The organism is Komagataeibacter melaceti (assembly GCF_003403295.1).
Taxonomy (GTDB): Bacteria; Pseudomonadota; Alphaproteobacteria; order Acetobacterales; family Acetobacteraceae; genus Komagataeibacter; species Komagataeibacter melaceti.
Genome location: NZ_QUWV01000028.1, coordinates 17531 through 42368 on the forward strand (window position 1 = coordinate 17531; position 24838 = coordinate 42368).

Sequence of the window (24838 nt, forward strand, 5' to 3'; positions counted from 1 at the left end):
GACCACCGCGACACGCGGCATGATGGAGGGATACGCGATGGAGACCGTGCCCGATTTCCCCTTGACCGACAGCGCATCCCTGTCGTCGGACATGCCGTCGGCCCCCTCCGTTTCCAACGGGCTGGTCTGGGCCATCGCCTGCCAGCCGGGCCACCGCCCCGTCCGCCTGGATGACGAGCAGATTGTCCACGCGCTGGATGGCGGCTCCCCCGCCGGTCCCGAATCATGGGTCTGGCTGCATTACGATATTGTCCATACGGCCAGCCGCGCCCACATCCAGTCCATACCCTGCCTGCCCGAGGAGGTACGGCTTGCGCTGGGCAGCACCGACCGCGGCACGAACGTGGAGGCGGAAGGCGACATCGTGTACGGCGCACTGCCGGGCTTTGACGATGCAATGTCGGAAGATGACAAGAACCTTTCCGCATGGCGCTTCGCGGTGCTGCCCAACCTGCTGATCACCACACGCCGCCAGCCGGTCCCCGCACTTGGCATGGTCTATCGTGTGCTGCAACGCTCCGATTCATTCGATTCCCCCGCCGAGGTGGTGGATTATACCCTGCTGGAATTCGCCGATACGGTGCGGCGCAATATCGCCATGCTCGATGACAAGCTCGACCGGGCCGAGGACCTGCTGCTGACACTGGACCAGCACACGGATTTCGGGCGCATAAGCGGGCTGATCGGGCGCGTGCGCCGCCGTTCGACCGAATTGCGGCGCGTCATCTCGCCAGTGGACCGTATTTTCCATAACGAGGATCTGGAACTGCCCGAATGGGCGGAAGATGACATACGCGACCGTTCCCAACGCCAGATCCATGCGGCCCTTGATGACCTGCTGGCGCTACAGGACCGCGCACGCTCCCTGCAGGACGAACTGGCATCGGGCCAGGCGGAAGAAACCAACCGCCGCCTTTACACCGTGTCCATCGTGACCACGCTCATGCTGCCCGCAACCTTCGTTACCGGCTTTTTCGGCATGAATACCGGCGGCATGTTCCTAGCCTCGGGCGAACTGGGCACGGTCGAGGCGGGGGGCATCTGCTTCATATTCATGATGATTACATGGCTGCTGCTCAAGGTCATGAAGCTGCTGTAAGCCATGGCCCGCACAGCATATGGAATGTCCCGGCGGCATGGGGAGAGGGACATATTTCATTACGATCATATGTCCTTCTCAGCCGCCTGCCGCGCTGCTACCGTCATGTTCAGGATGCCATAAGCCATCCCGCCCCTAGACCTGCCTGGATATGAAATGACCGATTCCACCTGCCTGCCCGCCCTTGACCATGAACATTTCCTGCGGCGCGCCTTTGCCGTGGCGGAGCAGGCGCGGCTGGGGGGTGACCATCCCTTTGGCTGCATTCTGGTGGATGGGCAGGGCAATGTCGTGCTGGAACAGGGCAATGGCTACACGGCGGAAGGCGGCGACATGACCGCGCATGCGGAGCGCCTGCTGGCCACGCGCGCTTCCAAGAAATTTCCGCCTGCCGAACTGGCGTCATGCACGATGTACACCTCCGCCGAACCCTGTGCGATGTGTGCGGGGGCGGTGTACTGGAGCGGGATCGGCCGCGTCGTGTTCGGGCAGAGTGAACACGACCTGAAGGAAATGACCGGCAACCACCCGGAAAACCCGACACTCGACCTGCCCTGCCGCACGGTGTTTGCCGCAGGCCAGCGCCCGGTAGAGGTCATTGGCCCGATGCTGGAGGCAGAGGCGGCAGAACTCCAGCGCACGTTCTGGCGCACCAAGGAAGCCTGATTTCCCAAAGACTGTAGCAAGAATAATAAAAGTTTTTGGGTGCCGCCTTTTTTCAAAAAGGCGGCGTTACCTGATGCTTTTTGGAAAAAGCCTCACCAAAAACTTTCTTCTGACTGCCTGAAAATCACCCGGAACCTAAAACCCGGTCACGGTCTGCTGCCCGCTGGCCATGGAATAGGAGCAGGCGCGCTCCCCATCCGTTACGACCAGCCAGATGATGTTGCGCAGCCCCATGTAGAACTGCCCCGCATCACGCAGGGATGTGTAACCATGATGGCGGAACCATGAGGCCACGATGGTGGTCGGCTGGTTGCCAAAGGATTTACGGACCGTGTCCAGCAGCTTGCCGCACTGGTCGCGGTTGAAGCTGTCATGGTTTTCGTACCAGATCCCGACAAGGATGCTGTTCCGGCGCGGGTCGAAATCGGCCACGGGTGCGAGGTCACTGTCATAGCTGTCGGGCAGGCTGTCGATTTCATGCTGCATGGCGCGTTCGGCGCGGATCAGGCCCAGATCCATCATGGTCAGCTTGTCGGCAAATAATGTGCTGACCACCTGGGCCGCTGGCGTCTGGGCAGCAGCCGTGCCGCAATAGCTGCCAGCAAGGGCAAGAATCAGGAACAGATAACGCAAGATATCCCCCATGTCCGGACCGGTTCCCTGCATCCGTGGCATGGATGGGGTCTGCCGCCGCACGTCAATGGCCGCAAATTACATGTCATGACATGAATTAAATAAAAATAACCTTCCGATCCACGTGGGTTCCCTTGAAAGTCATGCAAATAAATCCTATCTGCCATGAAGGCAATGACTGACTTGGAGATGAAAGGGAGCCTGCGGCATGGAACGGATGAAGCTTGCCCTGCGGGGGTGGTTGCAGGTGCTGCGCGGTCAGATCGTCCGTGAAATGGGTTACGCCATTGGCAATGACAGACTTCAGCACCGTGGCGTGCTGATTGAAAAACGCGGGCACGGACTGATGTACCGCGCCCACCGCATGGGCATGACGGCCGCTCCGGCCCAGCCGGACCCGTATTCGCTGCCGCCCCGTTCCTGAAATCCGGGCGCCATATGGACCGGGGGAAAGACTCCCGGCCCCTGTTCACGAGTCGCCGGGTTTCCTCACATTATCCCCGCCTGCGCACAGGGCTATCCACAGGGTTGCCCGGATATTCGTCCCCCGAATCTGTGGATAAGGATACCGCCGGGGGCGTTAACGATGCCCCACCAGATGCTGGATATCGTCGCCCACATGGCGCAGCGCGTCACGGATGGACATATGGCGGCGGTTGCCCGCGGCCGAGACCACGGTAACGGTGGAGGTCATGCCCGCTGCCAGCACAAGGTCAGGTGGCACCCGGTCGATATGGACCCGCACCGGAATACGCTGCGCCAGCCGCACCCAGGTATAGACCGGGTCCACCGCGGGCAGCCCCTGTGTCGAGGTGGTGGCGTTGTTGCTGGCGATGCCGCGCGTAATGCTTTCCACATGACCGAACAGCGGTTCATGAAATCCCATGAGATCCAGCCGCACGGGGTCGCCTGTCCTGATGGCGTGGATTTTCGTTTCCTCGAAATAGCCATCCACCCAGTAGGAATCGGTATCGATGATCTGGATGTTGACCTGCCCGGCATTGGCATAGTCGCCTGAACGCATGGTCAGGTTGGTGATGTAGCCATTGATCGAACTGCGCACCTCGGTCCGTTCAAGGTTGATGCGCGCCTGCCGCAGGTCCGCCAGCGCGGCGGCATATTGCGCTTCCGCCTGTTCGGCCACGGCTTCGAACTGCTGCTTTTCCTCACCCGACACCGCAACGCCGGAAATCTGCTGGCGGCGCTCGAACTGTGATGTCTTGAACTCCAGGTCCGCGCGGCGCTCATTCACGGCGGCGGTGGCGACATCCACCTTTACCTGAAAGTCGAACGGGTCGATCACGTACAGGATGTCGCCCTTGTGGACGAACTGGTTATCGTGCACGCGCACTTCGTTGATCTGGCCGGAAATGCGCGGCGCGATATTGGCCACCTGCGCGCGGACCTGCCCGTTCCGTGTCCACGGAGAGGCGGTATAGTAATCCCACAGCACGACCGCCACGACCATCGCGACAAGCAGGATGATCAGCGTAATGGCCAGACGTACAAGACGGTTTGCATAAGCGAACAAGTCAGTATTCTTTCACAGGATCAGTGTATAGAGACCAACAAGGCAGATCAGCAGCCCGAATTGCGCCAGTGGCGGGTTCCATACGAACCGCCACAGCCGCAGCCATGACAGCACGGCCCGCAGCACGAACAGCGTACACAGCGCCAGCCCGAGGTTCATGACAAAGGCGGAAACAAGCACGCCCTCCACATCAACAACCTGTCGCATCAGCCTGCCTTCCGTCCATCAATGACGCCATAATGCTGCAGGTGCGGCCGGGCGGCCTGCCACGCACGCTGCACCGCGTTCAGCCCCGCCATGAGGTTCACCGCCGCGTACTGCGTCTGTTCGGGCAGGTGGCGCGTGGGGCCGGGCACGGCCTGCAGCGCCCTTTCCATCTGCCGGGTCACATCCCACGGGGCATGCAGGACCAGTTCGCGCTGCGCGATCTCGGCGGCGGGGCGCAGCATGCCAATCCTGCGCGCCTGCCTGGCATAGGCGCGCGCACGGGCCAGCGCGCTGTCCAGTTCCGTAAAGGCGGCGAAGCTTTCCATCTGGTTGCGGTTGGTGGGGGTGGGCGGCAGGCGTTCGATCCAGAACTGCACCTGGGCCAGCCGGTCATAGGCGCGGGTCAGGCGGGGGGCACCTTCGGCCTCGCCGCGCCCGGCCATCTGGCGTTCCAGCGCGCGCACGATGCTCGCGGCCATCCAGAACCGCTGCCTGCGCGGGGAAGGCGGAAACAGCAGCACAAGGATGATGAACGCCAGAAGGGCCGCCAGCAGGTAGAAGATGTTGCGGTTGAGGAATTCGGTCGGGTTATAGCTCTGGTGGTTGTCCAGCCCCAGTATGGCGAAGAAGAACACCCCGTAATTGAAACCGATGGCCGCCGTTGTGGGGCGCATGAGCAGCAGGCAGGCCACCAGTGTCTGCGGGAGCAGGCTCAGGGCCAGGAACGGCATGTCCGCCCCGTGCAGCAGCACGACAAAGTTCAGCACCGCCGCCGTCAGCACGCTGCACGGGATACCGATCACGGCCCCCATGCCAAAGCGGGCCGTATCCACGTTCGTTGCAGCCAGTGTCAGGGTCAGCGCGGTCTGGGCCAGCGCCACCGTCGCCCCCGGCAGGCCGGTGATGACACAGACCCCGGCGGCCAGAGAAAAACCGATCAGCACCCGCAGCGCGCCAATCAGCGCCAGCCCGTAATTGGGCTGCGTGGCGATCCGCACGGTGCCGGTATTGGGAAAGCGCCCTTCCTCCCCCGCCAGCCGGGCCTGCCCGGCATGGATACCGGTGCGGGCCTCCAGCATGCGGGCCGCGCGTTCGATGGCGAAGGCTTCATCCGCATTGGGAATGTGGTGGGGCAGTTCCGCGCGCATCCTGTCGAGGATATGGGCACTGAATCCCGCCTGGTCGGTGCGCAGGTCGGTCTGGCTGGCGATGCGGGCAATGGCCTGCTCAATGACGGGATGGATATTGCCATGCCCCGTATGGCGGCCAAGGCCACGTGCACAGTCCAGCACCGTCAGCATGGAGACCATGGCCAGCCGCGCGCCGTTGGCCCGTGCGCCGCCACCTTCCAGTTCCGTGCGTGCGTAGGAAAGCTTCGTGGTCAGCGCGAGGATGCGCGCGGCCAGCTGCACATCGGCCTGTGCGCCACGGTCATACATGTGCACCAGTGCGGCACGCGCGGTCTCGCTTATGGGGCGGGTCAACTGTTTCAGCCCGTCCGCCAGCCCGCGCCATGCCTCGGGCGAGCCGGACATGATGTTGACCACCGCCACCGCGAACACCCCGATGGAAATGGCCGATGCGCGCGACAGGGCGACGTTGAAGACATCCTGCGGCCGGTCAATGCAGTTTACGGCCACCAGCGCCACGGTATAGCCCGACAGCAGCGCGCCATAGGAGCGGAAATCCCGCTCCAGCGAGCCCACGAATGCGCAGGCGGCCAGCCACAGCGCCACACCGCCCAGAAACGGCCCGCGCTGTTCATTCCAGACCGCCACCAGCACAATGGACACGCCCATGCCCACGACCGTGCCCAGCAGCCGGTAAAATGCCTTGGAAAGGGCCTGCCCGCGCAGCGGCTGCGCCAGGATCATGACCGTAACCCCCACCAGCAGCGGGTTGTCGATCTGGACCCAGAAGGCCGTTGCCAGCCCGATGACAAGGGAACACCACGTACGCAGGCTGAAACCCGCCCAGCCCGGGGGCAGCCTGTCCACCCATGGTAAGAACGCGCGCGCCATGTCGTGCAGGCGTCGTGCGCTTCCTGCCTCTATGTCTGGCATGGGCTCCCTGACCGTTCAGTGGCTTACTGTACCTGATACACCCAAAGTTGCTGTATATTCATAACAAATCATGAACACGAAAGTATCCGCCCGCCGCTCAGGCCGGGGAGACCACACGGTGGAGGACGACCTCACCCACGATGATCAGCGCAGGGCTGCCTATACCTGCCCCGGTTGCCTGCTGGACCAGCGTGCCCAGTGTTCCGGTCAGCACGCGCTGGTCCGCGCGGGTGCCGCGTTCGACAATCGCGGCAGGCCAGTCCGGCGGCAGGCCGTGATCCATCAGTTGGGCGCACAGCGCAGGCAGGGCGGATACGCCCATGTAGATGACAACCGTCTGCCCCGGCCGGGCCATGCTGTCCCATGGCAGGTGCAGCGTGCCATCGGCGCGGGCATGGCCGGTCACGAACATGCATGCCTGCGCGCAGTCGCGGTGCGTCAGGGGGATACCGGCATAGGCCGCGCACCCGTTTGCCGCCGTAATGCCGGGCACGACCTGAAAGGGGATGGCCGCGTCCATCAGGGCCTCGATCTCCTCACCGCCGCGGCCGAACACGAACGGGTCGCCCCCCTTCAGGCGCAGGACCCGCTGGCCCGCCTGCGCGCGGCGCACCAGTTCGGCGTTGATCTCCTCCTGCGGCATGGTGTGCCTGTTGCGGCGCTTGCCCACGAAAACCAGTTCCGCATCCCGGCGCACCCGGTCCAGCAGCGCGGGGGAGAGAAGCTGGTCATACAGCACGCTGTCCGCATTCTGCATCATGTGCAGCGCGCGCAGGGTCAGCAGGTCCGGATCACCCGGCCCCGCGCCCACCAGCCAGACCTCGCCACGCGCGGTGGTTCCGGCGATGATGTCATCCAGTATGGCGCGCGCGCGGGCGGTTTCGCCCTGCCGGGCCGCCTGCGCGCCCGCCCCGTCCAGAAAGGTTTCCCATACCCGCCTGCGGCGCACGATGTCAGGGCAGACGCGGCCGACATACTCACGCTGGGCCTGCATGAACAGGGCCAGTTCACCCGTGCCCTCGGGTATGGCGCTTTCCACCTGTTCGCGCAGGCGACGCGCCAGCACGGGCGCTGCCCCCCCGGTCGAGATGGCGATGCGCACGAGGCCCCGGTGGATCTGCGCGGGCGTGATGAAGCTGGAGGGCAGCGGGTCATCCACCGCGCAGACGGGAATGTTCATCTCATGCGCGATGGATGCCGCCGCGCGGTTGATCTCGCGGTCATCGGTGGCGGCATAGACCAGACGGCAGCCCGGCATCGCGTCGCGCAGCGTGGTGGCGTCGGCGCTGGTGGCGATATGGGTGATCGTGCCCTCCTCCTCCCACCGGCGCATCTCGTCATCCAGACGGGCGGCGATGACCTGCACCCGCGCGCGGTGCGCCAGCAGCAGGCGCACCTTGTTGGCGGCGATCATGCCCCCGCCCACCACCAGCACCCGGACATTGTCCAGACGCAGCGCAAGGGGGAACCATGCGGGTTCGGAAATATTGGTCATACAGTCAAACAGCCGGTCACGCCGGCATCCCGTAGCTGGTGAAAGGCGGGGCAGTCATGGCATATGGTGCGGCATGCCGCGCCATATCAGTGGGAGGCGACGTTCTTCAACCCCTCGACATATCCCCAGCGGGCCCATGTCGAACGGTCCTTGACCGATCCCGGCGTGTTGGTGGCGCATGCGGCCAGCGACAGCATGATGGCGCAGAGACCAAGAACGGGAAGAAAACGGGCCAAAAAAACCTCCTGCATGACGCAATGGCCGACATAGCAGAAAAGCCCTGCCACCACCACGCCAATACATGAATTGATGTCGGCCGCCCCCCTCACACCGGGGCGGGAATGGTGGTAAGCACCATCCGCCCGGCCTGCCCCCGCATGCCGGGGCCGTGGAAAGGAACAGCGTGGATGCAGCCCATGGAAACCATAAATACCGTGAACGACCTGCGCATGCGTGTCAGGGCATGGAAACAGGCCGGGCTGCGCGTGGGCGTGGTGCCGACAATGGGCGCGCTGCATGCGGGCCATCTGTCGCTGGTGCGCGCGGCACGCGCGCAGGCGGACCGCGTCATCACCACGGTTTTCGTCAACCCGATGCAGTTCGACAACGCCGATGACCTGACCACCTACCCCCGCACGCTGGAGGCGGATGCCCGCCTGCTGGCCGATGCCGGGGTGGATGTGCTGTACGCCCCCACGGCGGCGCAGATGTACCCGCCCGGCTTCGCCACCCGCATTACCGTATCCGGCGTGTCGGAAGGGCTGTGCGGCGGCGCGCGGCCAGGGCATTTTGATGGCGTGGCGACAGTGGTGTGCAAGCTGTTCATGCAGACGCTGGCGGACTGCGCCTTTTTTGGGGAAAAGGATTTCCAGCAGGTGCAGGTCATTCGCCGCATGGTGGCCGACCTTGATCTGCCGATCGAGATCGTGACCTGCCCCACAATGCGGGAGCCGGACGGGCTGGCCCTGTCATCGCGCAACCGGCGGCTGGACGCGGAACAGCGCAAGGCGGCACTGACCCTGCCCCGCACGCTGGAAGACTGCGCGCGCGAGATCGCGGCGGGGGCGGATGTGGCGCAAACCCTGGCGCAGGCCACGGCCCGGCTGGCCGCCGCCGGTTTTGATCCGGTGGATTATGTGGAACTACGGGCCGAGGCCGACCTGCAACCCGTGGGTAAGATGGCCCCCGATACGCGCGCACGCCTGCTGGCGGCGGCGTGGATGGGGAGCGTGCGGCTGATAGATGGCGTGCCCGTCCCGCCCGTGGGCTGACGGAGGCTTCGGGGCCGGGAGACGCTTCCCGGCCTTATCCCGCGCGTATCAGGCGTCGAGCTTGCGGGCCTCATCGGGCAGCATGATGGGGATACCGTCACGCACCGGAAAGGCCAGCCCCGCGCGCTTGCTGATCAGTTCACTGGCCTCACGGTCATAGACCAGCGGCCCCTTGGTCACGGGGCAGACAAGAATGGACAGCAGCCGGGAATCAAGCGGCGGTGCGGGGGGCGTCGTTTCGGTCATGGCGGCATATCCCATGCAGGTTGCGATCATTCATGCGACATCGGTCATGAGGGGGATGCACCCTCCTCAGGCTCATGTCCAGCCCCGTCCAGCAGATTGCGCAGGATCTGCGCGCGGGCGGCGGGGGTCGGGGCTTCCAGCATCATCTGGCGCGGCGCGGTGCCAAACGGGCAGATCATGGGCAGCGTGACCAGAAGGGCGGCATCGTCCATCTGGCGCAGCGCGTCCCATTGCGTGCTTACGCCCTGCGACTCGCAGAAATCATGCAGTGCGTTGAGCAGCCCCTCCCGGTCAAAGGGAATGTCATCCCCGCTATCCGTCAGGTCCGCCACGAAGGATGAGGCGTCAATCCGCCCCACCCTGTAACCCCGGCGCAGCTCAGTCTCGCGCAGCAGGCGGAAGCGCGCGATGCCCGTAAGCGTAATGGCGTATGTGCCATCCATGCGCTCGGTCATGGCGGTAATGCGGCCCACGCAGCCAATGCCGTACAGTGGCGGGGTGTCGCTGTGGCCATCATCCATGCCCGCATCGATGTCATCATCGGGGCCGGTATCTTCCATGCCGTCAAACGGGCGGGGCTGGATCATGCCGATCAGGCGGTTGCCAGCCAGCGCGTCCTCCACCAGCGCGATATAGCGCGGCTCGAACACATTGAGCGGCAGGCGCCCCTGCGGCAGCAGCAGGGCCTCGTCAAGCGGGAACAGCCCTAGTTCCGCCGGGAAATCCGCCAGCGTCATTTCCCCCAGCTGGGGAATGCGGCGGGGGATGTCATCGTGGATTATGACGGTTCCCCTTCTGTCATACCGCGTCACGAAAACAGCAGCGAGGACATGCGCCGCCGTGCGGCGACCGTGGCGGGATCGGTCTGGCCCCATGCCTCGAACAGGCGGATGAGCTGCAGGCGGGCCGCATCATCATTCCACTGCCGGTCTTCCTTCATGATGGTCAGCAGTTCATCGGCGGCTTCCGCGCGCTTGCCTGCGGCGTTCAGGGCGGCGGAGAGTTCGAAGCGGGCGGCGTAATCCTTCGGGTTGGCCTTGATACGCGCGCGGATTTCCTCTGCTGCCTCGGCGGCCTTACGGCCTTCGCGCTTGAGTTCAAGGGCCGCGCGCGCGCCAGTTATCTCGGCATGGTCGGCAATGGCCGGGGGTACGTCGTTAAGCGCGGTTTCAGCGCCTTCGTCCTCGCCCATTTCAATGAAGGCACGGATCAGGCCACCCCATGCGGTGGGGTTTTCCGGCTCGATTTCCAGCACCTGCGAGAACAGGCCCGCCGCCGCTTCCGCCCGGCCTTCCTCCATCGCGGCGCGGGCCGCGTCGATCAAGTCTGCCGCGGGCAGCGCACCGCCGCCTGCCTTCAGCACGCCCTCGATAAAGCGGCGTACCTCGCTCTCCGGCTTGGCGCCCTGGAACAGGTCAAGGATCTGTCCCTGCCAGAAAGCCGCGACCAGCGGAACCGACTGGACCGGCAGGCCGATCTGGCCAAGCTGCTGCACCAGCGCGCGGTTGGCGTCCACATCAATCTTGACCAGCCGCACCCGCCCACCGGCCGCACGTACCACCTTTTCCAGCACGGGGGTAAGCTGCTTGCACGGGTTGCACCACGTAGCCCAGAAATCGACCAGCACGGGCATGTTGCGGCTTGCTTCCACCACATCACGCATGAAGGTGTTCTGGCTGCCCTCCATCACCGGGTCGGGCGCGCCACCCGTCCGGGCGGCGGCCGGTCCGGAAGTGGCGGGCCGTGGTGTCTGGCCGATAATGTAGTCCATGTGGTTCGGTATCCTGTCGGTCTGCAGCCAGCATGGGAAAGGGGGCGGCATCTGCCCTGATACCCATGATGGCCGGTTCTTGTCGCTACATCATAGATTGTCATTCTATCGCGTGCCCGCAACCATATCGGGGTGGGATGAAAAAAAATCACAAAAAACGTTTTATCCCCCTTGCGCACCCTGATTGTTTACCGTAAACACCGCCTCACCGCGACGGAGCGCGGGCGTAGCTCAGGGGTAGAGCACAACCTTGCCAAGGTTGGGGTCGTGGGTTCGAATCCCATCGCCCGCTCCAGATTTCCTCCAAGGAAATCAGACGGACACGAGAAAGCCGCCGCAAGGCGGCTTTCGTCGTTTTGGGCCCCTTGCCCGATGCATGCCCATTTGCAGCGCAGCCGCAGGAATATTCCCGCAGCCAAAAGCAAGTTTCTGGCAACACCGCCTTTTTGAAAAAAGGCGGCACCTAAAAACTTTTATCTTCTTTCATCAATAGTCCGTTCCAGATCAGCCCTTTTGTGCAGTCAGGTTGCACCGCCCCGCATGCCGCCTAATGCCCAACGGGATTGACCATGGCCATGCGGACCGTCTCAATCTCATCATCAAGATAGCCCACGATATCGGTATTGTCGTACACCCCGTCAAAACGGGTGGCGGACAGTTCCGCCCGCATGGCCATGAGCCGGTCCCGCCGGTGGGCAAGCTGGACCACGTAGCGCGCCACCCAGGCGGGTTCCTCGGGTTCGAATCGGGCATCAAGGGAAGCCTGTGTGCAGTTATCGGGCAGGTAGGGGTCGTGCATGAAAAGCGCCTCCATTTGTATGATAAAAATACACAAATTGGATGCAGGCCCTGACGGAATTCTCCTGCGCGGATTTATTTCCTTGCTGTATGTGTGTTTTTTTAGCACAGATTGTGTATGGAAAATACGCACACAACCACACAACCCGCCCCGGCGCCACGCCGCACCCGCCCACCCCGTGTTGACTGGCGCGCCCTCATGCCCGCCGTCACGCAGTTGCGCATGCAGGGCTGCTCCACCCGCGAGACAGCGCGCAGGCTGGGCCTGAACATCAAGACATTGGAGGCCTATCTGCGCCGGCACAGGATTCGCCACGCCATACCGATGGACCGGCCCGACCAGGTGCGGCGCAACTGCCTGAACTGTGACACTGCCTTTGTAGCCGATGGCCGTTTCCTGCGCCTGTGCCCGGAATGTCGCGCCATGTTCGGATAAATTTGCTCACATTTATGTTTGTCCGGAACCCGCCCGTCGCCCACCCGCTTTACCTGAGCATCACAGCGCATCAGGACCCTCCGGATATGAACGTGCCCCCCGATACCCGCGACAACACCATTCATGACATCCATATCCGCCTGTCCCTGCATCATGATCAGGTGGGACAGAACGCCACCACACCATCCGGATCACGCACAATGACCGCACAACGTCCTGCCCGGCGGGGAACACGCTCACTCGCCCTTATGGCGCTGGCCCTGGTTCTGGCCAGTCAGGGTCTGGCCGGGTGCAAGCGACACAACGAAACCGTGGGTGAAAAAGTGGATCGTTTTGGCGACAAGGTGCAGGACAAACTGGACCCGCCGAAAGGCCCGGCGGAAAAAGCCGGTCGTTCGATTGACCGCACCCTGAATAATGACTGACCGCCATTTCCTTCGGGCATGCGGCGTATGCTGAAGGGTATTTGAGATAGGAATATAAAACGTTTTCGAGTGCCGCCTTTTTTTCAAAAAAGGCGGCGTTTCCTGAAGCTTTTTGAAAAAAGCTTCACCAAAAACTTCTTTATGATTTCAGGGTATTCTTTGGGGGCCGTTCAGGTGGCCCCAAAAAGCAGCAGCATGGCCAGCAGGCATACGGAACAGATCCGTCATCCGCGCCATTTGCGCGGGTGTTCCGCTGCCTGCCTTCCTGCCTGTATCATTACAGCCAGCGCGGTTTACGCAGGCGGGGTATAGGACTGCACGTCCTCGACCGTATGGTTCAGCACGATCTTGTCATTATCGGTGGACTGCACCCATGACACCGGAATGGTGAAGGCACTTTCCGCCGGGCCATCCACGGTCACCTGAATTGTCGCATCGGCATTGACTGCGGTAAGGGTACCCATGCGGCCCGTGCCCGCTGCGATCACATCCTGACCCAGCATGGCCTGATTCATTTCCGTCATATTTTCCCTTTCCCTGTCCTGTATGGAATTGGTCAGGGGCATTGTTCATTCTGCGGGCGTAACCCGCACAATGGATATGCCCCCGGATGCCCATCGTTATGCAACGTGTGGTCGGGACACAAGTTGCCTACCAGTACTATTCCCGCTTTACCAGACCGGGCTCCATCTTATGCCCATAATGGAAATGGATAAGCTCCGACCAGTTCAGGATCACACAGCACGTGTTCCTGAACTATAGGAAATAGAACCGCCTTTTCACCCGCTTTTATTTATAAAACAAAAGCAGGGTTACTTTTCATCATGCTGTCAGTCCACGCCAAACTGGTGGCGCTGGGACATGACCTTGTTCAGGTCCTCATTATAACGGTGGTACGTACCTTTGGGCACGCAGCCCATTTCTTCCAGGTCTTCCAGCTTTATGCTGTCATTGAGCCAGGCATTGACCTCATTGAACTCGATCTTCTGCGGCACGTCACGCCCGCTGAAGACGACCGGGTCATCCTGACCCTGTACGTAGCCGAATTTCTTGAACACCCCATCGGCTGGCGGGTTGTGCTCCGCCATTTCGCCACACACTACGGATGCACCATCCATGGTGTGGACCGCGACATTACGGAACGTGGCGACATGCGGGTCCGCAAGGGTGGCCGCCGCGCGGCGCTCACCCTCGGCCACCAGCGCGGATGCGCCCCCGTGACCGGCCGCCCATGCCCCCGTGGTACCCAGACACCCCGAATACAGGGACAGGGATACGCCCAGTATGATGAACCTTTTCATGCTTCGCCTGCCCCGATCATTCAGATTGTCATAACCCTGCCTTTCCTGATGCGCTGACTGTCCCCATCGGTCAAGCAGGAGAAACAGGATCATATCTCCATCAAATACATAACGTGCGATAATACCAAGTCCCTGTTCCAGCCTCCTGAAATCCGTTAACAGGAATGGGAGCGCCAGACGCTGGCGTTTTCTGGCATTCTGCATAAAGGCCCGATCCCATGCCGCAGTTCCCCACACCCATGCCCCCCGCCACCACGCCGGGGGCACAGACAGGTTTCGTGCATGTGCGCGGCGCGCGTGAGCACAACCTGAAGGATGTGGACGTGGACCTGCCCCGTGACCGGCTGGTGGTGTTCACGGGGGTTTCGGGTTCGGGCAAATCCTCGCTCGCCTTTGGCACCCTGTATGCCGAGGCACAGCGCCGCTACCTTGAATCGGTCTCCCCCTACGCCCGGCGGCTGTTCCGCCAGATGCCGGTGCCCGATGTCACCGCGATAGAAGGGCTGCCCCCCGCCATCGCCCTGCAACAGCAGCGCGGCACGGGAACGGGCCGCTCCTCGGTCGGGAGCATCACCACGCTATCGAACCTGCTGCGCATGCTCTATTCCCGCGCGGGCCATTACCCGGCGGGCATGCAACGGCTTGAAGCGGAATCCTTTTCCACCAACACGCCCGCCGGGGCCTGCCCGCAATGCCACGGGCAGGGCCGCATCATGGACACGACCACGCAACTGCTGGTGCCTGACGATACGCTGTCCATCCGCCAGCGCGCCGTAGCCGCCTGGCCCACCGCGTGGCAGGGGCAGAACCTGCGTGACATCCTGATCACCAAGGGGGTGGACGTGGACTGCCCGTGGCGCGACCTGCCGGAAAAGACACGGGAATGGATACTCTATACGGAGGAAACGCCCACCTTCCCCGTCTATCCGGGGCTGGACCATGCCGCCGTGCAGCGTGCGATCCATGACCACATCCCCCCGGCCTATAACGGCACGTTCACAGGCGCGCGGCGCTATGTGCTGCATACCTTCGCCACATCACAAAGCGCCAACATGCGCAGGCGGGCCGAACGCTTCCTGACCGCAACGCCCTGCCCCACCTGCCATGGCCAGCGCCTTAACCCCGATGCGCTGCGCGTGACACTGGCCGGGCTGAACATTGCCCAGATGACCCGGCTGCCGCTTTCGGCCATTGCCCGCACGCTGGCCCCGCTGGCGGACGGCACGCTCCAGCCCGATGACACCCCGCAGGCAGGCGAGGCCACCGCCATTGCCGCCCGCCGCATCGCAACCGACCTGATCGCCCGCATCGCGGTACTGGAGCATCTGGGGCTGGGCTACCTGCAGGCCGACCGCGCCGTGACCACGCTCTCACCGGGGGAATACCAGCGCCTGCGGCTGGGCACGCAGATCCGCTCCAGCCTGTTTGGCGTGGTCTATGTGCTTGATGAACCCTCCAGCGGGCTGCACCCGGCCGATGCCCATAACCTGCTGGACGCGCTGATGGGACTGAAGGCGACGGGAAATTCCCTGTTCCTTGTCGAACACAACCTCTACCTGATCCGCCGCGCGGAATGGATTGTCGATGTCGGCCCCGATGCGGGCACGCACGGGGGCGAGGTGCTGTACAGCGGCCCGCCCGCGGGACTGCGCACCGTGCCGAATTCACGCACGGCACCCTATCTTACCGAGAGCACCACACCCATCGCGGGCACCCCACGCAAAGCCAGACAGTGGCTGAAACTGACGGGGATCACGTGGAACAACCTGCATGACCTGGCCGTGGAGATCCCGCTTGGCACGTTCATCACGGTGACGGGCCTTTCGGGGTCGGGCAAGTCCAGTCTGGTCAGCCAGGCGCTTCCCGCCCTCCTTTCCCGGGCGCTGGGCCAGAAACCGCCCGAGGACACGGACACCGAAAACCTGGAGGACCGCCCCATCGGCACCCCACAGGGGCAGGTGGCCGCGGGGCTGAGTGCCGTGAAACGGCTGGTCATGATCGACCAGAAACCCATCGGGCGCACGCCGCGCTCCAACCTTGCCACCTATACCGGCCTGTTCGACACCATCCGGCAGATATACGCCGCGACCGACCTTGCCCGCGCGCGGCATTACGATGCCGGGCGCTTCTCCTTCAACCTGCCCAAGGGACGCTGCCCCACATGCGAGGGCGCGGGATCGGTCATGGTGGAACTGCTGTTCCTGCCCAGCGTCTATTCACCCTGCCCCACATGCCACGGCACGCGCTACCAGCCCGATGTGCTGGAGGTGACGCTCCGGGGCAAATCCATTGCCGACGTGCTGGACATGACGGTGGATGAAGCCAGCACGTTCTTTGCCGACACCCCCGCCCTGAGCGCGGCGCTTGGCACCCTGCGGCAGGGCGGGCTGGGCTACCTCCGGCTGGGGCAGCCCGCGACCGAACTTTCGGGCGGGGAGGCACAGCGCATCAAGCTCGCCACCGAACTGCAGAAGCAGCGGCGCGGCCACACGCTCTATATCCTTGATGAACCGACCACCGGCCTGCACCCGGCCGATGTGGACCGGCTCCAGATCCACCTTCAGTCGCTGGTCGATGCAGGCCATACGGTCATGGTGGCCGAGCATGACATGCGCGTGGCCGCGCGTGGTGACTGGGTTATCGACATGGGGCCGGGCGCGGGCGATGACGGGGGACGCATTGTCGCCGCGGGCACGCCGCATGATGTCGCGCGCGCGCAGGGCAGCCGGACGGCCCCGTTCCTGCTGCCCCTGACGGGCTGAACATTCAGCCCGGCAGCACACCCCACAGGGCACAGACACCACCAAACGCCAGCAATGCGGCCACAAGTGTCATGAGGCTCCAGCTCCGCAATCCCTCGCGCACGGTTACGCCGCACATGCGCGTCACGATCCAGAACCCGGCATCATTGACATGGGACAGCGCCATGCCGCCCGCCCCCATGGCCAGCGCCACCAGCGCCAGATGGGTCTGGTCCAGGTGCATGCGCCCGATCAGCGGGCCAAGGATGCCCGCCGTGGTCATGAGCGCCACCGTGGTCGGTCCCTGCGCCACGCGCAGGATCATGGTCAGGACAAAGGCCAGTACCAGCAGGGGCAGCCCCGTCGCGGCCAGCAAGGTGCCCAGCGCATCGCCCACGCCGCTGCCCACCAATACCTGCGCAAACGCGCCGCCAGCCCCCGTGATCAGGATGATGATGGCCGTGCCCGGCAGCGCCGCCGCCACCACATCGGACACCGTGGCCAGCGCCATGCCACGCCGCAGCCCAAGCAGCCACGCGCACAGCATCACATCCAGCCCAAGGGCGACAAAGGGAATACCCGCAAACACCAGCACCGAGCGCATCCGCCCCGGCGCCATGAGTTCCCCTGCCAGCGTGCCCGCCACCATCAGCACCACCGGCACGATGATGACCGTAGCGATCTCGACACCACTGACCGGCCTGCGCGCGCTGGCCTGCATGAACAGGCGGGCGGGTTCATCCGCCACGTCATCGGTCTGGCGGGCATGCCGCGCCTCATCCACCACGGCGCGGATATCGGCCGAGCAGCCAAAGGGGCGTGCCATGATCGGGCGGGTAAAGACATAGGTCAGCCCGGTCACCACCGCTGCCAGCGGCAGGCCCAGCAGCAGCATGTGGCCAGCCCCCACATCCAGCGCGCCCGCCACGGCCACCGCCCCCGGATGCGGCGGCAGGAGCGCATGCACCGTCAGCATGGTCACGGCCATCGGGATGCCGAATATGGCGGGCGGGCGGCCCGTCTGCCGCGCCATGCCATAGACCAGTGGCATGAGCATGATGACGCCGACCTCAAAGAAAACCGGAATCCCCACCCCGAAGGCGGCAATGACCAGCGCCAGCGGCACATGGGCGCTGCCCACGCGGCGCACCAGCGTGCCCGCCACCACCGCCGCCCCGCCGGAAAGGTCGATCATCCGGCCGATCATGGCCCCAAGCGCCACGATAATGGCGATATGGCCCATGGTGCGGCCCATGCTGCCCTGGATCGCATCGGCCAGCTTCGCCACGGGCATGCCGGTCAGCAGCGCAACCCCCACCGCAACAACCAGCAGCGCCACGAAGGGGTGCAGTCGCGCCCGGAGAATGAGCAGGAGCAGGACGGCAATGGAACCGGTGCCGGTCAGGATCAGCGCAAGCGGAGTCATGGGGGGGTCCGTGCAAAGGAACGGCCAGTCTCGCCCGGCCTCCATCCCCTTATCAGGCATACCGTCATGCCCCGCAATGCTGCCACGCATGAAAAGCAACGCACGCCCAAACGCGCACGATCCGATGGAACGGCACGGCGGGACAGTGTTCAGGCGCGCCGAACAGCAGCCCGCCCGCCGCCGTTCAGCCTATTGCGGTCAGGAGCAGGTGGTCAGGACTGGTGTTCCGGCGCGTGCCGGTGCTTCTTTTCACTTTCCTGCGGGGCGGGTTCGGCCAGCCAGTGGATGCGGACATTGCGCAGCTCGAAATTACGCTGCCCCTGCACGCCCATATCCCCGAACGGATCGTACACATCGCCGGTCACTTCGGCGCGGCACTGGTCATGGCGGCCGGTGTCCCCACATATCTGCTGCGCCTTGCGGAAGGAGGATTCCTCCATCGTGGGGCCATCAAGCGGGACCGAGCCGTTCCAGTCCACCTTGCCCGGCAGGTCGGCAATGCGGAACGCGGCGCAGTCCGCCCCGCCTGAACTGGCGGAGGTAATGTAGCATCCGCTCACACGCACCGGCTTGCCCACATACTGGCCCGCCGCCGTCTGGAACGTGGCGACATCAAGTTCCGTAACCGGGGCGGGAGGGGCCGCATGTCGCGCCTTCGTTTCGCGTGCCATGGCCGGGGTGCTGGCCATGCCCGCGGCCACCATGGCCAGCCCGGCCAGCACGCCGGAATGAAAACGTCGCCTCACGTCCCGTATTCCTTCTCTTTCGCTGCCAGCCCGCGCTGGCGATCCGAAAGGAAGTTTCTGCCATACATGCCGCCAATGTCACCACGGCATAGCGTGCGGGCAGCCATGCACGCGGCAGCGGTTACAGGGAGATCAGAAAGGGGAGGACTTCTGCCCGGCACCCTGCCCCAGATCGGCAAAATGCTGGGTTTCCGCACAGCCACGGAAGCGGTCCAGAACCGGCACGCTGCCCGACAGCCCGACACTCAGGGTGGTGTGGTCGCCAAATTTCACCACCGCCACATGGTTCCGCGCCATGGCGTCGAGCAGGCCGGTCAGGTCAGCGGGCTTGATGTCGGCCGCAAGGGTCGTGGCGTCATTGGCCTGCATGTGGAACACGCGGGTATAGGCGCCGACGGTTACGGTCATGTCGCCCTTTTCCCCTGTGGCCAGCGTCCAGTGGTCATCGGCGCTGCGCACCTGCAGCGAATCCGCATCGGCGCGGAACATCAGGATCTCGCTCTCCGACCCGGCAATGCACAGGTCGGTATGTACCCCCGCATCGGGCGTGTGATGGATCGCGACCCAGCCGCCGGCGCGTTCGTCCACCAGCATCTGGGAGGGGCTGGCTCCGCTGTTCACCTCTTCTGGCTGCATGGCGACGGGCACGGCCTGCGGCCTGTCGTCATATGACTGGGCCATTGCCCCACCAGAGAAGGAGACAAGCGCCAGACAGGCCAGGAAAAAATTCTGCTTCCTAATCACTTTGCAACAATCCCCATTGCAACAAAGACCGACGAATCGGGGTGGTGAAAAACCATACTGTCACTGTTACGTGACTTTGACATATATTGTCACAATTCCGGATACGCAAACGGTCACAACATGCCCGCCCCGCCTGACCGGGCGAAAGGACCATGACGCAGGATCATGGCAAATCTGCGACAAACCATGTCAACATCCGGGTCCTACCTGCCATGTCGGGCGTACCAATAATAGTAAAGAAGATTTTCATTTTCACTGTCCGCAGGCCAGTCCGGCCCGCCCGTGGCATTGGCCTGCGCCCGCGCCGCCGTTATCATGCGCGGCCAGAATACGTTTTTTACGCACCAAGGAAGGAAAAAGCCGGGATGCGCCTGCTACCTGCTGCCATCCTGGCAATCGGGACCCTGTGCGCCGCGCCCTGTGCGCAGGCGGCTGAACCGGACTGGATCTTCGCCAATAGCGGGGTGGAGGGCCAGCCGATGGTCATCTCCCACCAGGGTTCGCTGGATGTCATGTTCTACCGCTCGGCCAGCGGTACGGTCGGCCTTGCCATCCACCAGCGCCACGGCCACTACCGCAACCCCACCGGCGCGCAGACGGCCATGGTGGTGATCGGTAAATTCACCATAGCGCTCCAGACTTTCCTGAACGGCCAGAAATGGGACACGGCGGGGGGCGACCTCAGCCCCGACAACGTGCCCGCGCTGGTCGCGGCGCTGAAGACGGCGCACACCGGCACGCTGCTCCCCTACGAGCATGAACCGGTTTCCTTTTCGGTCGCGGGAGGCGCTGCCGCGCTGGATGACCTGGCGAAATACGCGCAGGCGCATGGCGAGAACCTGCCCCCGCCGCTGGGGCCAGCCCCTGCACCGCCGCCGCCGGGGATGGACATAGAAAAACTGGCCCATCACCCCTACGACACCCAGCATGGCCGCCGGATTACGCTGCCGCAGTACGACATTGCCGCCAACTGTGACCGGGCCCATGTGGAAATGCAGGACACGGATGGTGAATGTGTAACGGCCGAGCAGAAAAGCCAGGCCGCCCTGACCGCCCAGTGGACCCGTTACGACAGTGACCTGCGCGGGGCCTGCCTGTCGCTTGTGTCTGACCCGGGGCGGCTGGAGAAGTATCAGGCGCTGCTCATGTGCCTGTCGCGCTATCAGGATGACCGCCAGCAGTGGCAGCTTGTCTCCGGCTCCAGCGGTAGCGACGATATCCTGCCCCTCAAGAATACCGGCGAAGGCGGGGCCGCACCCGACCCGGCGGCCCATCGGTAAACAGCGGGCCGCCTGAAAGGCCCGTACCCGGCAATTCCGTCCTGTTCTTCCCCGCCTTTACACCTGCGGGCATATGATGGCATGGCCGGACGGATCATGCCCGCCCGTGACTATCCACAGGGCGTGATCTGCCTGTTTTTAGCTGTTTTCCCCGCCATGCGGTTTGCAACCGGCCGAGTCATCCACGCCCTTATCCACATTATCCGCCCAACCATCCACAAGGCGGGACATCAATCCGCGCCATGATGGCCGGTGCTGACACGTGCGCAGGCAATACGCCGGCCATCACGCAGCGAAGGATCAACCGTCATCTCGCCACGCGGCACCGGGCCATCGGCTATCCGGTGCCCCGTGCCCATGTGGCCCGACCATGTGGAATAGGACAGGGTACGATAGGTATCCGCCGCACAGTCATACATGACGGAAAACTGAACCGAGGCGAACGGCAGCCCGTGCCGGAGCATATCCTCGTCAAAATCCTGTATGAACGTGGCGGATGAATGGGTGCCGTGAACCTGCACCGAAGCCAGGTCGATATATTCATTGACGTTGTGCTGATAGGGCGGCAATTTCTGTAGTCTGGCGCTGCCATGGGCGGAAGGGGATGCAGGCTGTCCCTGCTGTACCTCAGCCGCGCGCGCACCAGCCGCCATGCCGCCGCAGGCGATACCCGCCGCCATCATGACCACTGCAACCCTGTATTCCATTTTCTCCCTTTCATGCGTGCGGGTCATGCCCGCGCGTGCCGGACCCTGATTGATGACACTGTTTTGCAGGATCAGGTCGATAGCAGCAAGCCAAACAGCCCGGAACAGCAGTTCTCCGCCCCCAGATGACGGAAATGGTTCATGAAGCCCTTTTTTTATGCCCTGCCCCTGGCCGCCCTGCTGGTCCTGCCCGCCATCATGGCGCAGGCTGCCCCGCTGCCCGTTACGCTGGCGCGCGCGCCGTTTGGCACCACCGCGAACGGACAGGCGGTCGAACGGTTCACGCTGGCCAGCATAACGGGCATGCGCGTGCAGATCCTGACCTATGGCGGCACCATTTCCGCCATCGAGGCACCAGACCGCGCGGGCCATGTAGCGGATGTCGTGCTGGGTTTCCCGACGCTGGCGGGCTACACCGGGGACAGCGCGCAGGGTGGGCTGTTCTTCGGCTCCACGGTCGGGCGGGTGGCCAACCGGATCGCGCAGGGCACCTTCCGGCTTGATGGCCATACCTACCACATCCCCGCCACCGAAGGGACCACCGCCCTGCATGGCGGGCGCATCGGGTTTGACAAGCATGTCTGGACGGTCGAAGGCACCACGGCCACCGCGCATGACGCCAGCGTGACGCTGGGGCTTGTCAGCCCGGACGGGGACCAGGGTTTTCCCGGCACGCTGAGCACGCATGTGACCTTTACGCTCAATGACCGCAACGAACTCTCGCTGCATTACCGCGCAACAACCGACCGCCCCACCATCGTGAACCTGACGAACCACAGCTATTTCAACCTCGGTGGCGAGGGGAGCGGTTCGGTCGAAAACCACGTACTGCGCATCAACGCGGACAGTTACACCCCGGTGGATGCCCATTCGATCCCGCTGGGCACCATCGCACCGGTTGCGGGCACACCACTCGATTTCCGCACGCCCCACCGCATTGGCGAGCGGCTGCGCGATACGACACCGCAGATGATGATTACCCACGGCTATGACCAGAACTGGGTTGTCAACGCCCGGCCTGCATCCGTTCCGGTGCTGGCCGCGCGCCTGGTGGACCCGGCATCGGGCCGGACGCTGGATGTGCTGACCACCCAGCCCGGGTTGCAGGTCTATACGGGCAATGCGCTTGACGGACGCTACACAGGCCCCTCCGGCCGGACCTACCGCCAGACCGATGGCGTGGCCCTTGAGGCCGAGCATTATCCCGACAGCCCCAACCACCCGAATTTCCCGGGTATAGAACTATGGCCGGGCCAGACTTATGATGAGACGACCATCTATCGCCTCGGGGTGGAACCGGAACCCCGCGCCCACGGTTAAGGGCGCGGGCTGCATCCTGCTGTCCGCCCTCATCCGCCCCGTGGCCGCGAAGTGATACAGGAAGCTGAAATGAAGAAAATTACCGTGCTGCTGCTGCTTGCCGGCCTCGGTGCATGTCAGGCGAACCAGCCACCGGCCGATGCCACCCAGAGCGGCGGCGTGGGCGGCGTGACCGGGTCACCGGGCCAGAACGCGCCTGATGACGGGCCGGGTGGTTCCGGCGGGCCGGGAATGGGCAACTAGTCCCGGCCACCACTTATGTTGACAAGGCCGATCCCCAGCAGGCCAAGCCCGGCCAGGCCCTCGGCCACCATCCATGAAACCGGCCCGATTCCATCCGCCGTCATACCGCGTACCAGAACGCCCACGCTGCCAACCATCAGCAGCAGGGACATGATCGTCGCCCATTTCAAAATCTTGCCGCGGTTCATTGATCTCTTCACTGTCTGTCGGTCCCGCTACTGTTCCAGACCGGTTGCGTACTTTCTATCACCTTGTTGGCCCGGTCGTCCAAACACAGCATGCGCAGCCGCAATGCGCCTGTCGCGCAACAGGCACGCGATCATGCAGATGTGATCTGCCAGCGCGCCATTTCCCGGCTGTCACGCACGTTAACGACGGCACGCGCCTCATGCATCCCCCAGCCGGACCCGCCCTATGGAAAACAGGAACCAGCCGGTAATACCGCTGTCCGGCCAGCAGGAATGGACAGCGTATATGCGTCATATCGTACGCATATGGCGCGCTTACCCTTATGTCCTGATACACCTGTGGGAAGGGGACTGAAGGCGTCTCGCCCCCTGTCGCACCTATTCCTGCCGCAGGTCCGATGCGGGGAACCATTCATCATTTCCCGTGCTGTCATTACGCACGCGGACCTGGTCGTTTTCTATAATCTCGACAACCGTACCCTTCTCGCCGCGCTGTTCGGGTTTGAGTGCGGCATCATCATTGACCACGACAATATCACCCACCTTGAAACTCATTCCATGACCTCCTCAATTCCACGCCGCGCCACCGGGGCGCATGCAGGGCACGACAGGTTCCATGCGCCTGTTCCCGCCCTGCCGGATGGAAATACCCCCTGTATTTCCGTCCCCCCTGTCAAGACAGGCACCCGACATGCAGGCATGCGGCAAAGCCCCTTGGATCAGGGCGCACCCATCTTATCTGTAAGGGACCGGGCACAGAAAGTGACCCGCTTACCATAACGACAGGACGCCATCATGAGCAAAGCAGCTACCAGTGGTCCCGACGCACAGGGCAAGTACAGCCTTGAGGTAAATATCGGCGGGCTGACGGAGGCACTCTCCGGCTTCAGTTCCAAGATGGAAGCAGAGGATTACGCCGTCTCCCTGCTGCGCCGGGTCAAGGAACTGGCCAAGGCCGATGGCCTGAAATAACCAGACAGACAACGCGGCCGGGCAGTGCGCGACAATGCGCGCCGCCCGGTCGCGTCGTGATGCGTGCGGCCACTGGCCCGCATCAATACCGGCACGCCCGGAACCTTTCCTTATTCATACCCTTTTTTCCTGATACAGGTACACACCTGACAGGCTCAGCCCTGTTAAGCGTAATGGAAAAAAGGAACGCCAGCCCCATGAAACGACTGATCCGACCCCTGTCGGCACTGGCGCTGGCCGCTGGTCTCGCCGCCTGCGCGGATGGCCCGCCCGGCCCCTATTATGGCGGATACGCAGGCTATGGCGGTTATGGGTATGATGGCGGCTATTACGGCGGATATGGCGATTATTATGGCGGCGTGCCCGTCTATTACGGCGGCGGCTGGCGTGGACGCGGTGGCGGCCCACGCTATGACGGGCGTGGCGGTGGCCCCCGTGGTGGAGGACATGACGGTGGACGCGGCCCAGGAGGCGGCGGACCGGGACGTGGCCCCGGCGGGGGCGGGCCTGGCGGTGGCCACGGTGGGGG

Annotated in this window: 30 protein-coding genes and 1 tRNA gene; 13 read left to right on the forward strand and 18 right to left on the reverse strand. The window is 63.7% G+C overall.

The annotated features are described in order from the left end of the window. The first annotated feature begins 37 nt into the window (after nucleotides 1-37). Together DY926_RS03465 and DY926_RS03470 are read left to right on the forward strand one after the other, a co-directional pair. On the forward strand, nucleotides 38-1099 hold the full coding sequence (locus DY926_RS03465) for a transporter (RefSeq protein ID WP_116702094.1): 1062 nt from the start codon (nucleotides 38-40) through the stop codon (nucleotides 1097-1099). Nucleotides 1100-1255: 156 nt separating this feature from the next. Beyond that, a complete protein-coding gene (locus DY926_RS03470) occupies nucleotides 1256-1765 on the forward strand; it encodes a nucleoside deaminase (protein WP_116702095.1) in 510 nt (169 codons plus the stop codon). Nucleotides 1766-1900: 135 nt separating this feature from the next. On the opposite strand, the gene DY926_RS03475 is transcribed toward DY926_RS03470, so the two are convergent. After that, nucleotides 1901-2410, reverse strand: a complete 510-nt coding sequence (locus DY926_RS03475) for a hypothetical protein (RefSeq protein WP_116702096.1) — start codon at nucleotides 2408-2410, stop codon at nucleotides 1901-1903. 196 nt (nucleotides 2411-2606) lie between these two features. Between DY926_RS03475 and DY926_RS03480 the strand changes: the two genes are divergently transcribed. After that, entirely contained in the window at nucleotides 2607-2822 is a 216-nt protein-coding gene (locus DY926_RS03480; RefSeq protein ID WP_116702097.1) for a hypothetical protein, read from the forward strand. Between the two features lie 156 nt (nucleotides 2823-2978). Here the strand turns inward: DY926_RS03480 and DY926_RS03485 are convergent, their stop codons facing one another. The 5 genes from DY926_RS03485 to DY926_RS17480 form a co-directional block, all read right to left on the reverse strand. Next, nucleotides 2979-3929, reverse strand: coding sequence for an efflux RND transporter periplasmic adaptor subunit (locus tag DY926_RS03485; RefSeq protein ID WP_116702098.1), 951 nt, complete (start codon nucleotides 3927-3929; stop codon nucleotides 2979-2981). Between the two features lie 12 nt (nucleotides 3930-3941). Further along, on the reverse strand, nucleotides 3942-4136 hold the full coding sequence (locus DY926_RS03490) for a DUF1656 domain-containing protein (RefSeq protein WP_116702099.1): 195 nt from the start codon (nucleotides 4134-4136) through the stop codon (nucleotides 3942-3944). Next, on the reverse strand, nucleotides 4136-6199 hold the full coding sequence (locus DY926_RS03495) for an FUSC family protein (RefSeq protein WP_116702100.1): 2064 nt from the start codon (nucleotides 6197-6199) through the stop codon (nucleotides 4136-4138). The genes DY926_RS03490 and DY926_RS03495 overlap by 1 nt, the downstream gene beginning before the upstream one ends. A 97-nt stretch (nucleotides 6200-6296) precedes the next feature. Continuing rightward, complete coding sequence (cysG, locus tag DY926_RS03500) at nucleotides 6297-7694, reverse strand: siroheme synthase CysG (protein ID WP_116702101.1); 1398 nt, start codon at nucleotides 7692-7694, stop codon at nucleotides 6297-6299. 86 nt (nucleotides 7695-7780) lie between these two features. After that, nucleotides 7781-7930 carry a hypothetical protein gene (locus tag DY926_RS17480; protein WP_186336060.1) on the reverse strand — a complete coding sequence of 50 codons (150 nt, stop codon included), beginning with the start codon at nucleotides 7928-7930 and terminating at the stop codon, nucleotides 7781-7783. A gap of 180 nt (nucleotides 7931-8110) precedes the next feature. Here DY926_RS17480 and panC point away from each other — a divergent pair, with 180 nt between their 5' ends. Then, nucleotides 8111-8965, forward strand: coding sequence for a pantoate--beta-alanine ligase (panC, locus tag DY926_RS03510; protein WP_116702114.1), 855 nt, complete (start codon nucleotides 8111-8113; stop codon nucleotides 8963-8965). Between the two features lie 48 nt (nucleotides 8966-9013). Here the strand turns inward: panC and DY926_RS03515 are convergent, their stop codons facing one another. The 3 genes from DY926_RS03515 to DY926_RS03525 are packed head-to-tail and all read right to left on the reverse strand — an operon-like array spanning nucleotide 9014 to nucleotide 10982. Further along, nucleotides 9014-9211, reverse strand: coding sequence for a Trm112 family protein (locus DY926_RS03515; RefSeq protein ID WP_116702115.1), 198 nt, complete (start codon nucleotides 9209-9211; stop codon nucleotides 9014-9016). Nucleotides 9212-9255: 44 nt separating this feature from the next. Continuing rightward, nucleotides 9256-10023 (reverse strand): LON peptidase substrate-binding domain-containing protein, encoded by a 768-nt coding sequence (locus DY926_RS03520; RefSeq protein WP_116702103.1) that lies wholly within the window; start codon nucleotides 10021-10023, stop codon nucleotides 9256-9258. After that, the gene (locus tag DY926_RS03525; protein ID WP_116702104.1) at nucleotides 10020-10982 is read right to left on the reverse strand and encodes a tetratricopeptide repeat protein; all 963 of its coding nucleotides are present in this window, start codon (nucleotides 10980-10982) and stop codon (nucleotides 10020-10022) included. The genes DY926_RS03520 and DY926_RS03525 overlap by 4 nt, the downstream gene beginning before the upstream one ends. A 220-nt stretch (nucleotides 10983-11202) precedes the next feature. Here DY926_RS03525 and DY926_RS03530 point away from each other — a divergent pair. Further along, nucleotides 11203-11277: transfer RNA gene (locus tag DY926_RS03530), tRNA-Gly, on the forward strand. Between the two features lie 252 nt (nucleotides 11278-11529). On the opposite strand, the gene DY926_RS03535 is transcribed toward DY926_RS03530, so the two are convergent. Further along, nucleotides 11530-11781: a hypothetical protein gene (locus DY926_RS03535; RefSeq protein ID WP_116702116.1), complete on the reverse strand. Its 252-nt coding sequence runs from the start codon at nucleotides 11779-11781 to the stop codon at nucleotides 11530-11532. A 117-nt stretch (nucleotides 11782-11898) separates the two neighbouring features. Here DY926_RS03535 and DY926_RS03540 point away from each other — a divergent pair, with 117 nt between their 5' ends. After that, nucleotides 11899-12216: a helix-turn-helix transcriptional regulator gene (locus DY926_RS03540; RefSeq protein ID WP_116702105.1), complete on the forward strand. Its 318-nt coding sequence runs from the start codon at nucleotides 11899-11901 to the stop codon at nucleotides 12214-12216. Nucleotides 12217-12302: 86 nt separating this feature from the next. Then, nucleotides 12303-12641 carry a hypothetical protein gene (locus DY926_RS03545; protein WP_241503031.1) on the forward strand — a complete coding sequence of 113 codons (339 nt, stop codon included), beginning with the start codon at nucleotides 12303-12305 and terminating at the stop codon, nucleotides 12639-12641. A gap of 293 nt (nucleotides 12642-12934) precedes the next feature. On the opposite strand, the gene DY926_RS03550 is transcribed toward DY926_RS03545, so the two are convergent. Together DY926_RS03550 and DY926_RS03555 are read right to left on the reverse strand one after the other, a co-directional pair. Beyond that, nucleotides 12935-13165, reverse strand: coding sequence for a DUF2171 domain-containing protein (locus DY926_RS03550; RefSeq protein ID WP_116702118.1), 231 nt, complete (start codon nucleotides 13163-13165; stop codon nucleotides 12935-12937). A gap of 306 nt (nucleotides 13166-13471) precedes the next feature. Beyond that, entirely contained in the window at nucleotides 13472-13942 is a 471-nt protein-coding gene (locus DY926_RS03555) for a hypothetical protein (protein WP_241503032.1), read from the reverse strand. A gap of 239 nt (nucleotides 13943-14181) precedes the next feature. Between DY926_RS03555 and DY926_RS03560 the strand changes: the two genes are divergently transcribed. Beyond that, nucleotides 14182-16704, forward strand: coding sequence for an excinuclease ABC subunit UvrA (locus DY926_RS03560; RefSeq protein ID WP_116702120.1), 2523 nt, complete (start codon nucleotides 14182-14184; stop codon nucleotides 16702-16704). Nucleotides 16705-16708: 4 nt separating this feature from the next. On the opposite strand, the gene DY926_RS03565 is transcribed toward DY926_RS03560, so the two are convergent. The 3 genes from DY926_RS03565 to DY926_RS03575 form a co-directional block, all read right to left on the reverse strand. Beyond that, nucleotides 16709-18109: a GntT/GntP/DsdX family permease gene (locus tag DY926_RS03565; protein ID WP_116702121.1), complete on the reverse strand. Its 1401-nt coding sequence runs from the start codon at nucleotides 18107-18109 to the stop codon at nucleotides 16709-16711. A 212-nt stretch (nucleotides 18110-18321) separates the two neighbouring features. Continuing rightward, nucleotides 18322-18855 (reverse strand): hypothetical protein, encoded by a 534-nt coding sequence (locus tag DY926_RS03570; protein ID WP_241503033.1) that lies wholly within the window; start codon nucleotides 18853-18855, stop codon nucleotides 18322-18324. 132 nt (nucleotides 18856-18987) lie between these two features. Next, a complete protein-coding gene (locus DY926_RS03575; protein WP_241503034.1) occupies nucleotides 18988-19599 on the reverse strand; it encodes a hypothetical protein in 612 nt (203 codons plus the stop codon). A gap of 365 nt (nucleotides 19600-19964) precedes the next feature. Between DY926_RS03575 and DY926_RS03580 the strand changes: the two genes are divergently transcribed. Next, nucleotides 19965-20879, forward strand: a complete 915-nt coding sequence (locus DY926_RS03580) for a hypothetical protein (RefSeq protein ID WP_116702107.1) — start codon at nucleotides 19965-19967, stop codon at nucleotides 20877-20879. A gap of 230 nt (nucleotides 20880-21109) precedes the next feature. Here the strand turns inward: DY926_RS03580 and DY926_RS03585 are convergent, their stop codons facing one another. Then, nucleotides 21110-21613 (reverse strand): surface-adhesin E family protein, encoded by a 504-nt coding sequence (locus tag DY926_RS03585; protein WP_116702108.1) that lies wholly within the window; start codon nucleotides 21611-21613, stop codon nucleotides 21110-21112. A gap of 114 nt (nucleotides 21614-21727) precedes the next feature. Here DY926_RS03585 and DY926_RS03590 point away from each other — a divergent pair, with 114 nt between their 5' ends. Together DY926_RS03590 and DY926_RS17485 are read left to right on the forward strand one after the other, a co-directional pair. Beyond that, on the forward strand, nucleotides 21728-22906 hold the full coding sequence (locus tag DY926_RS03590) for an aldose epimerase family protein (RefSeq protein ID WP_116702109.1): 1179 nt from the start codon (nucleotides 21728-21730) through the stop codon (nucleotides 22904-22906). Between the two features lie 69 nt (nucleotides 22907-22975). Beyond that, entirely contained in the window at nucleotides 22976-23149 is a 174-nt protein-coding gene (locus tag DY926_RS17485) for a hypothetical protein (RefSeq protein ID WP_186336061.1), read from the forward strand. Here DY926_RS17485 and DY926_RS03595 read toward each other — a convergent pair. Continuing rightward, nucleotides 23146-23301, reverse strand: a complete 156-nt coding sequence (locus DY926_RS03595; RefSeq protein ID WP_241503035.1) for a hypothetical protein — start codon at nucleotides 23299-23301, stop codon at nucleotides 23146-23148. The genes DY926_RS17485 and DY926_RS03595 overlap by 4 nt on opposite strands. Before the next feature lie 414 nt (nucleotides 23302-23715). Further along, on the reverse strand, nucleotides 23716-23892 hold the full coding sequence (locus DY926_RS17490) for a hypothetical protein (protein ID WP_186336062.1): 177 nt from the start codon (nucleotides 23890-23892) through the stop codon (nucleotides 23716-23718). 240 nt (nucleotides 23893-24132) lie between these two features. On the opposite strand from DY926_RS17490, the gene DY926_RS17495 reads away from it, so the two are divergent. Together DY926_RS17495 and DY926_RS17500 are read left to right on the forward strand one after the other, a co-directional pair. Next, entirely contained in the window at nucleotides 24133-24309 is a 177-nt protein-coding gene (locus DY926_RS17495; RefSeq protein ID WP_186336063.1) for a hypothetical protein, read from the forward strand. 300 nt (nucleotides 24310-24609) lie between these two features. Then, nucleotides 24610-24838, forward strand: a 229-nt coding sequence (locus tag DY926_RS17500) for a hypothetical protein (protein WP_196778564.1), incomplete at its 3' end; no start/stop codon positions are given.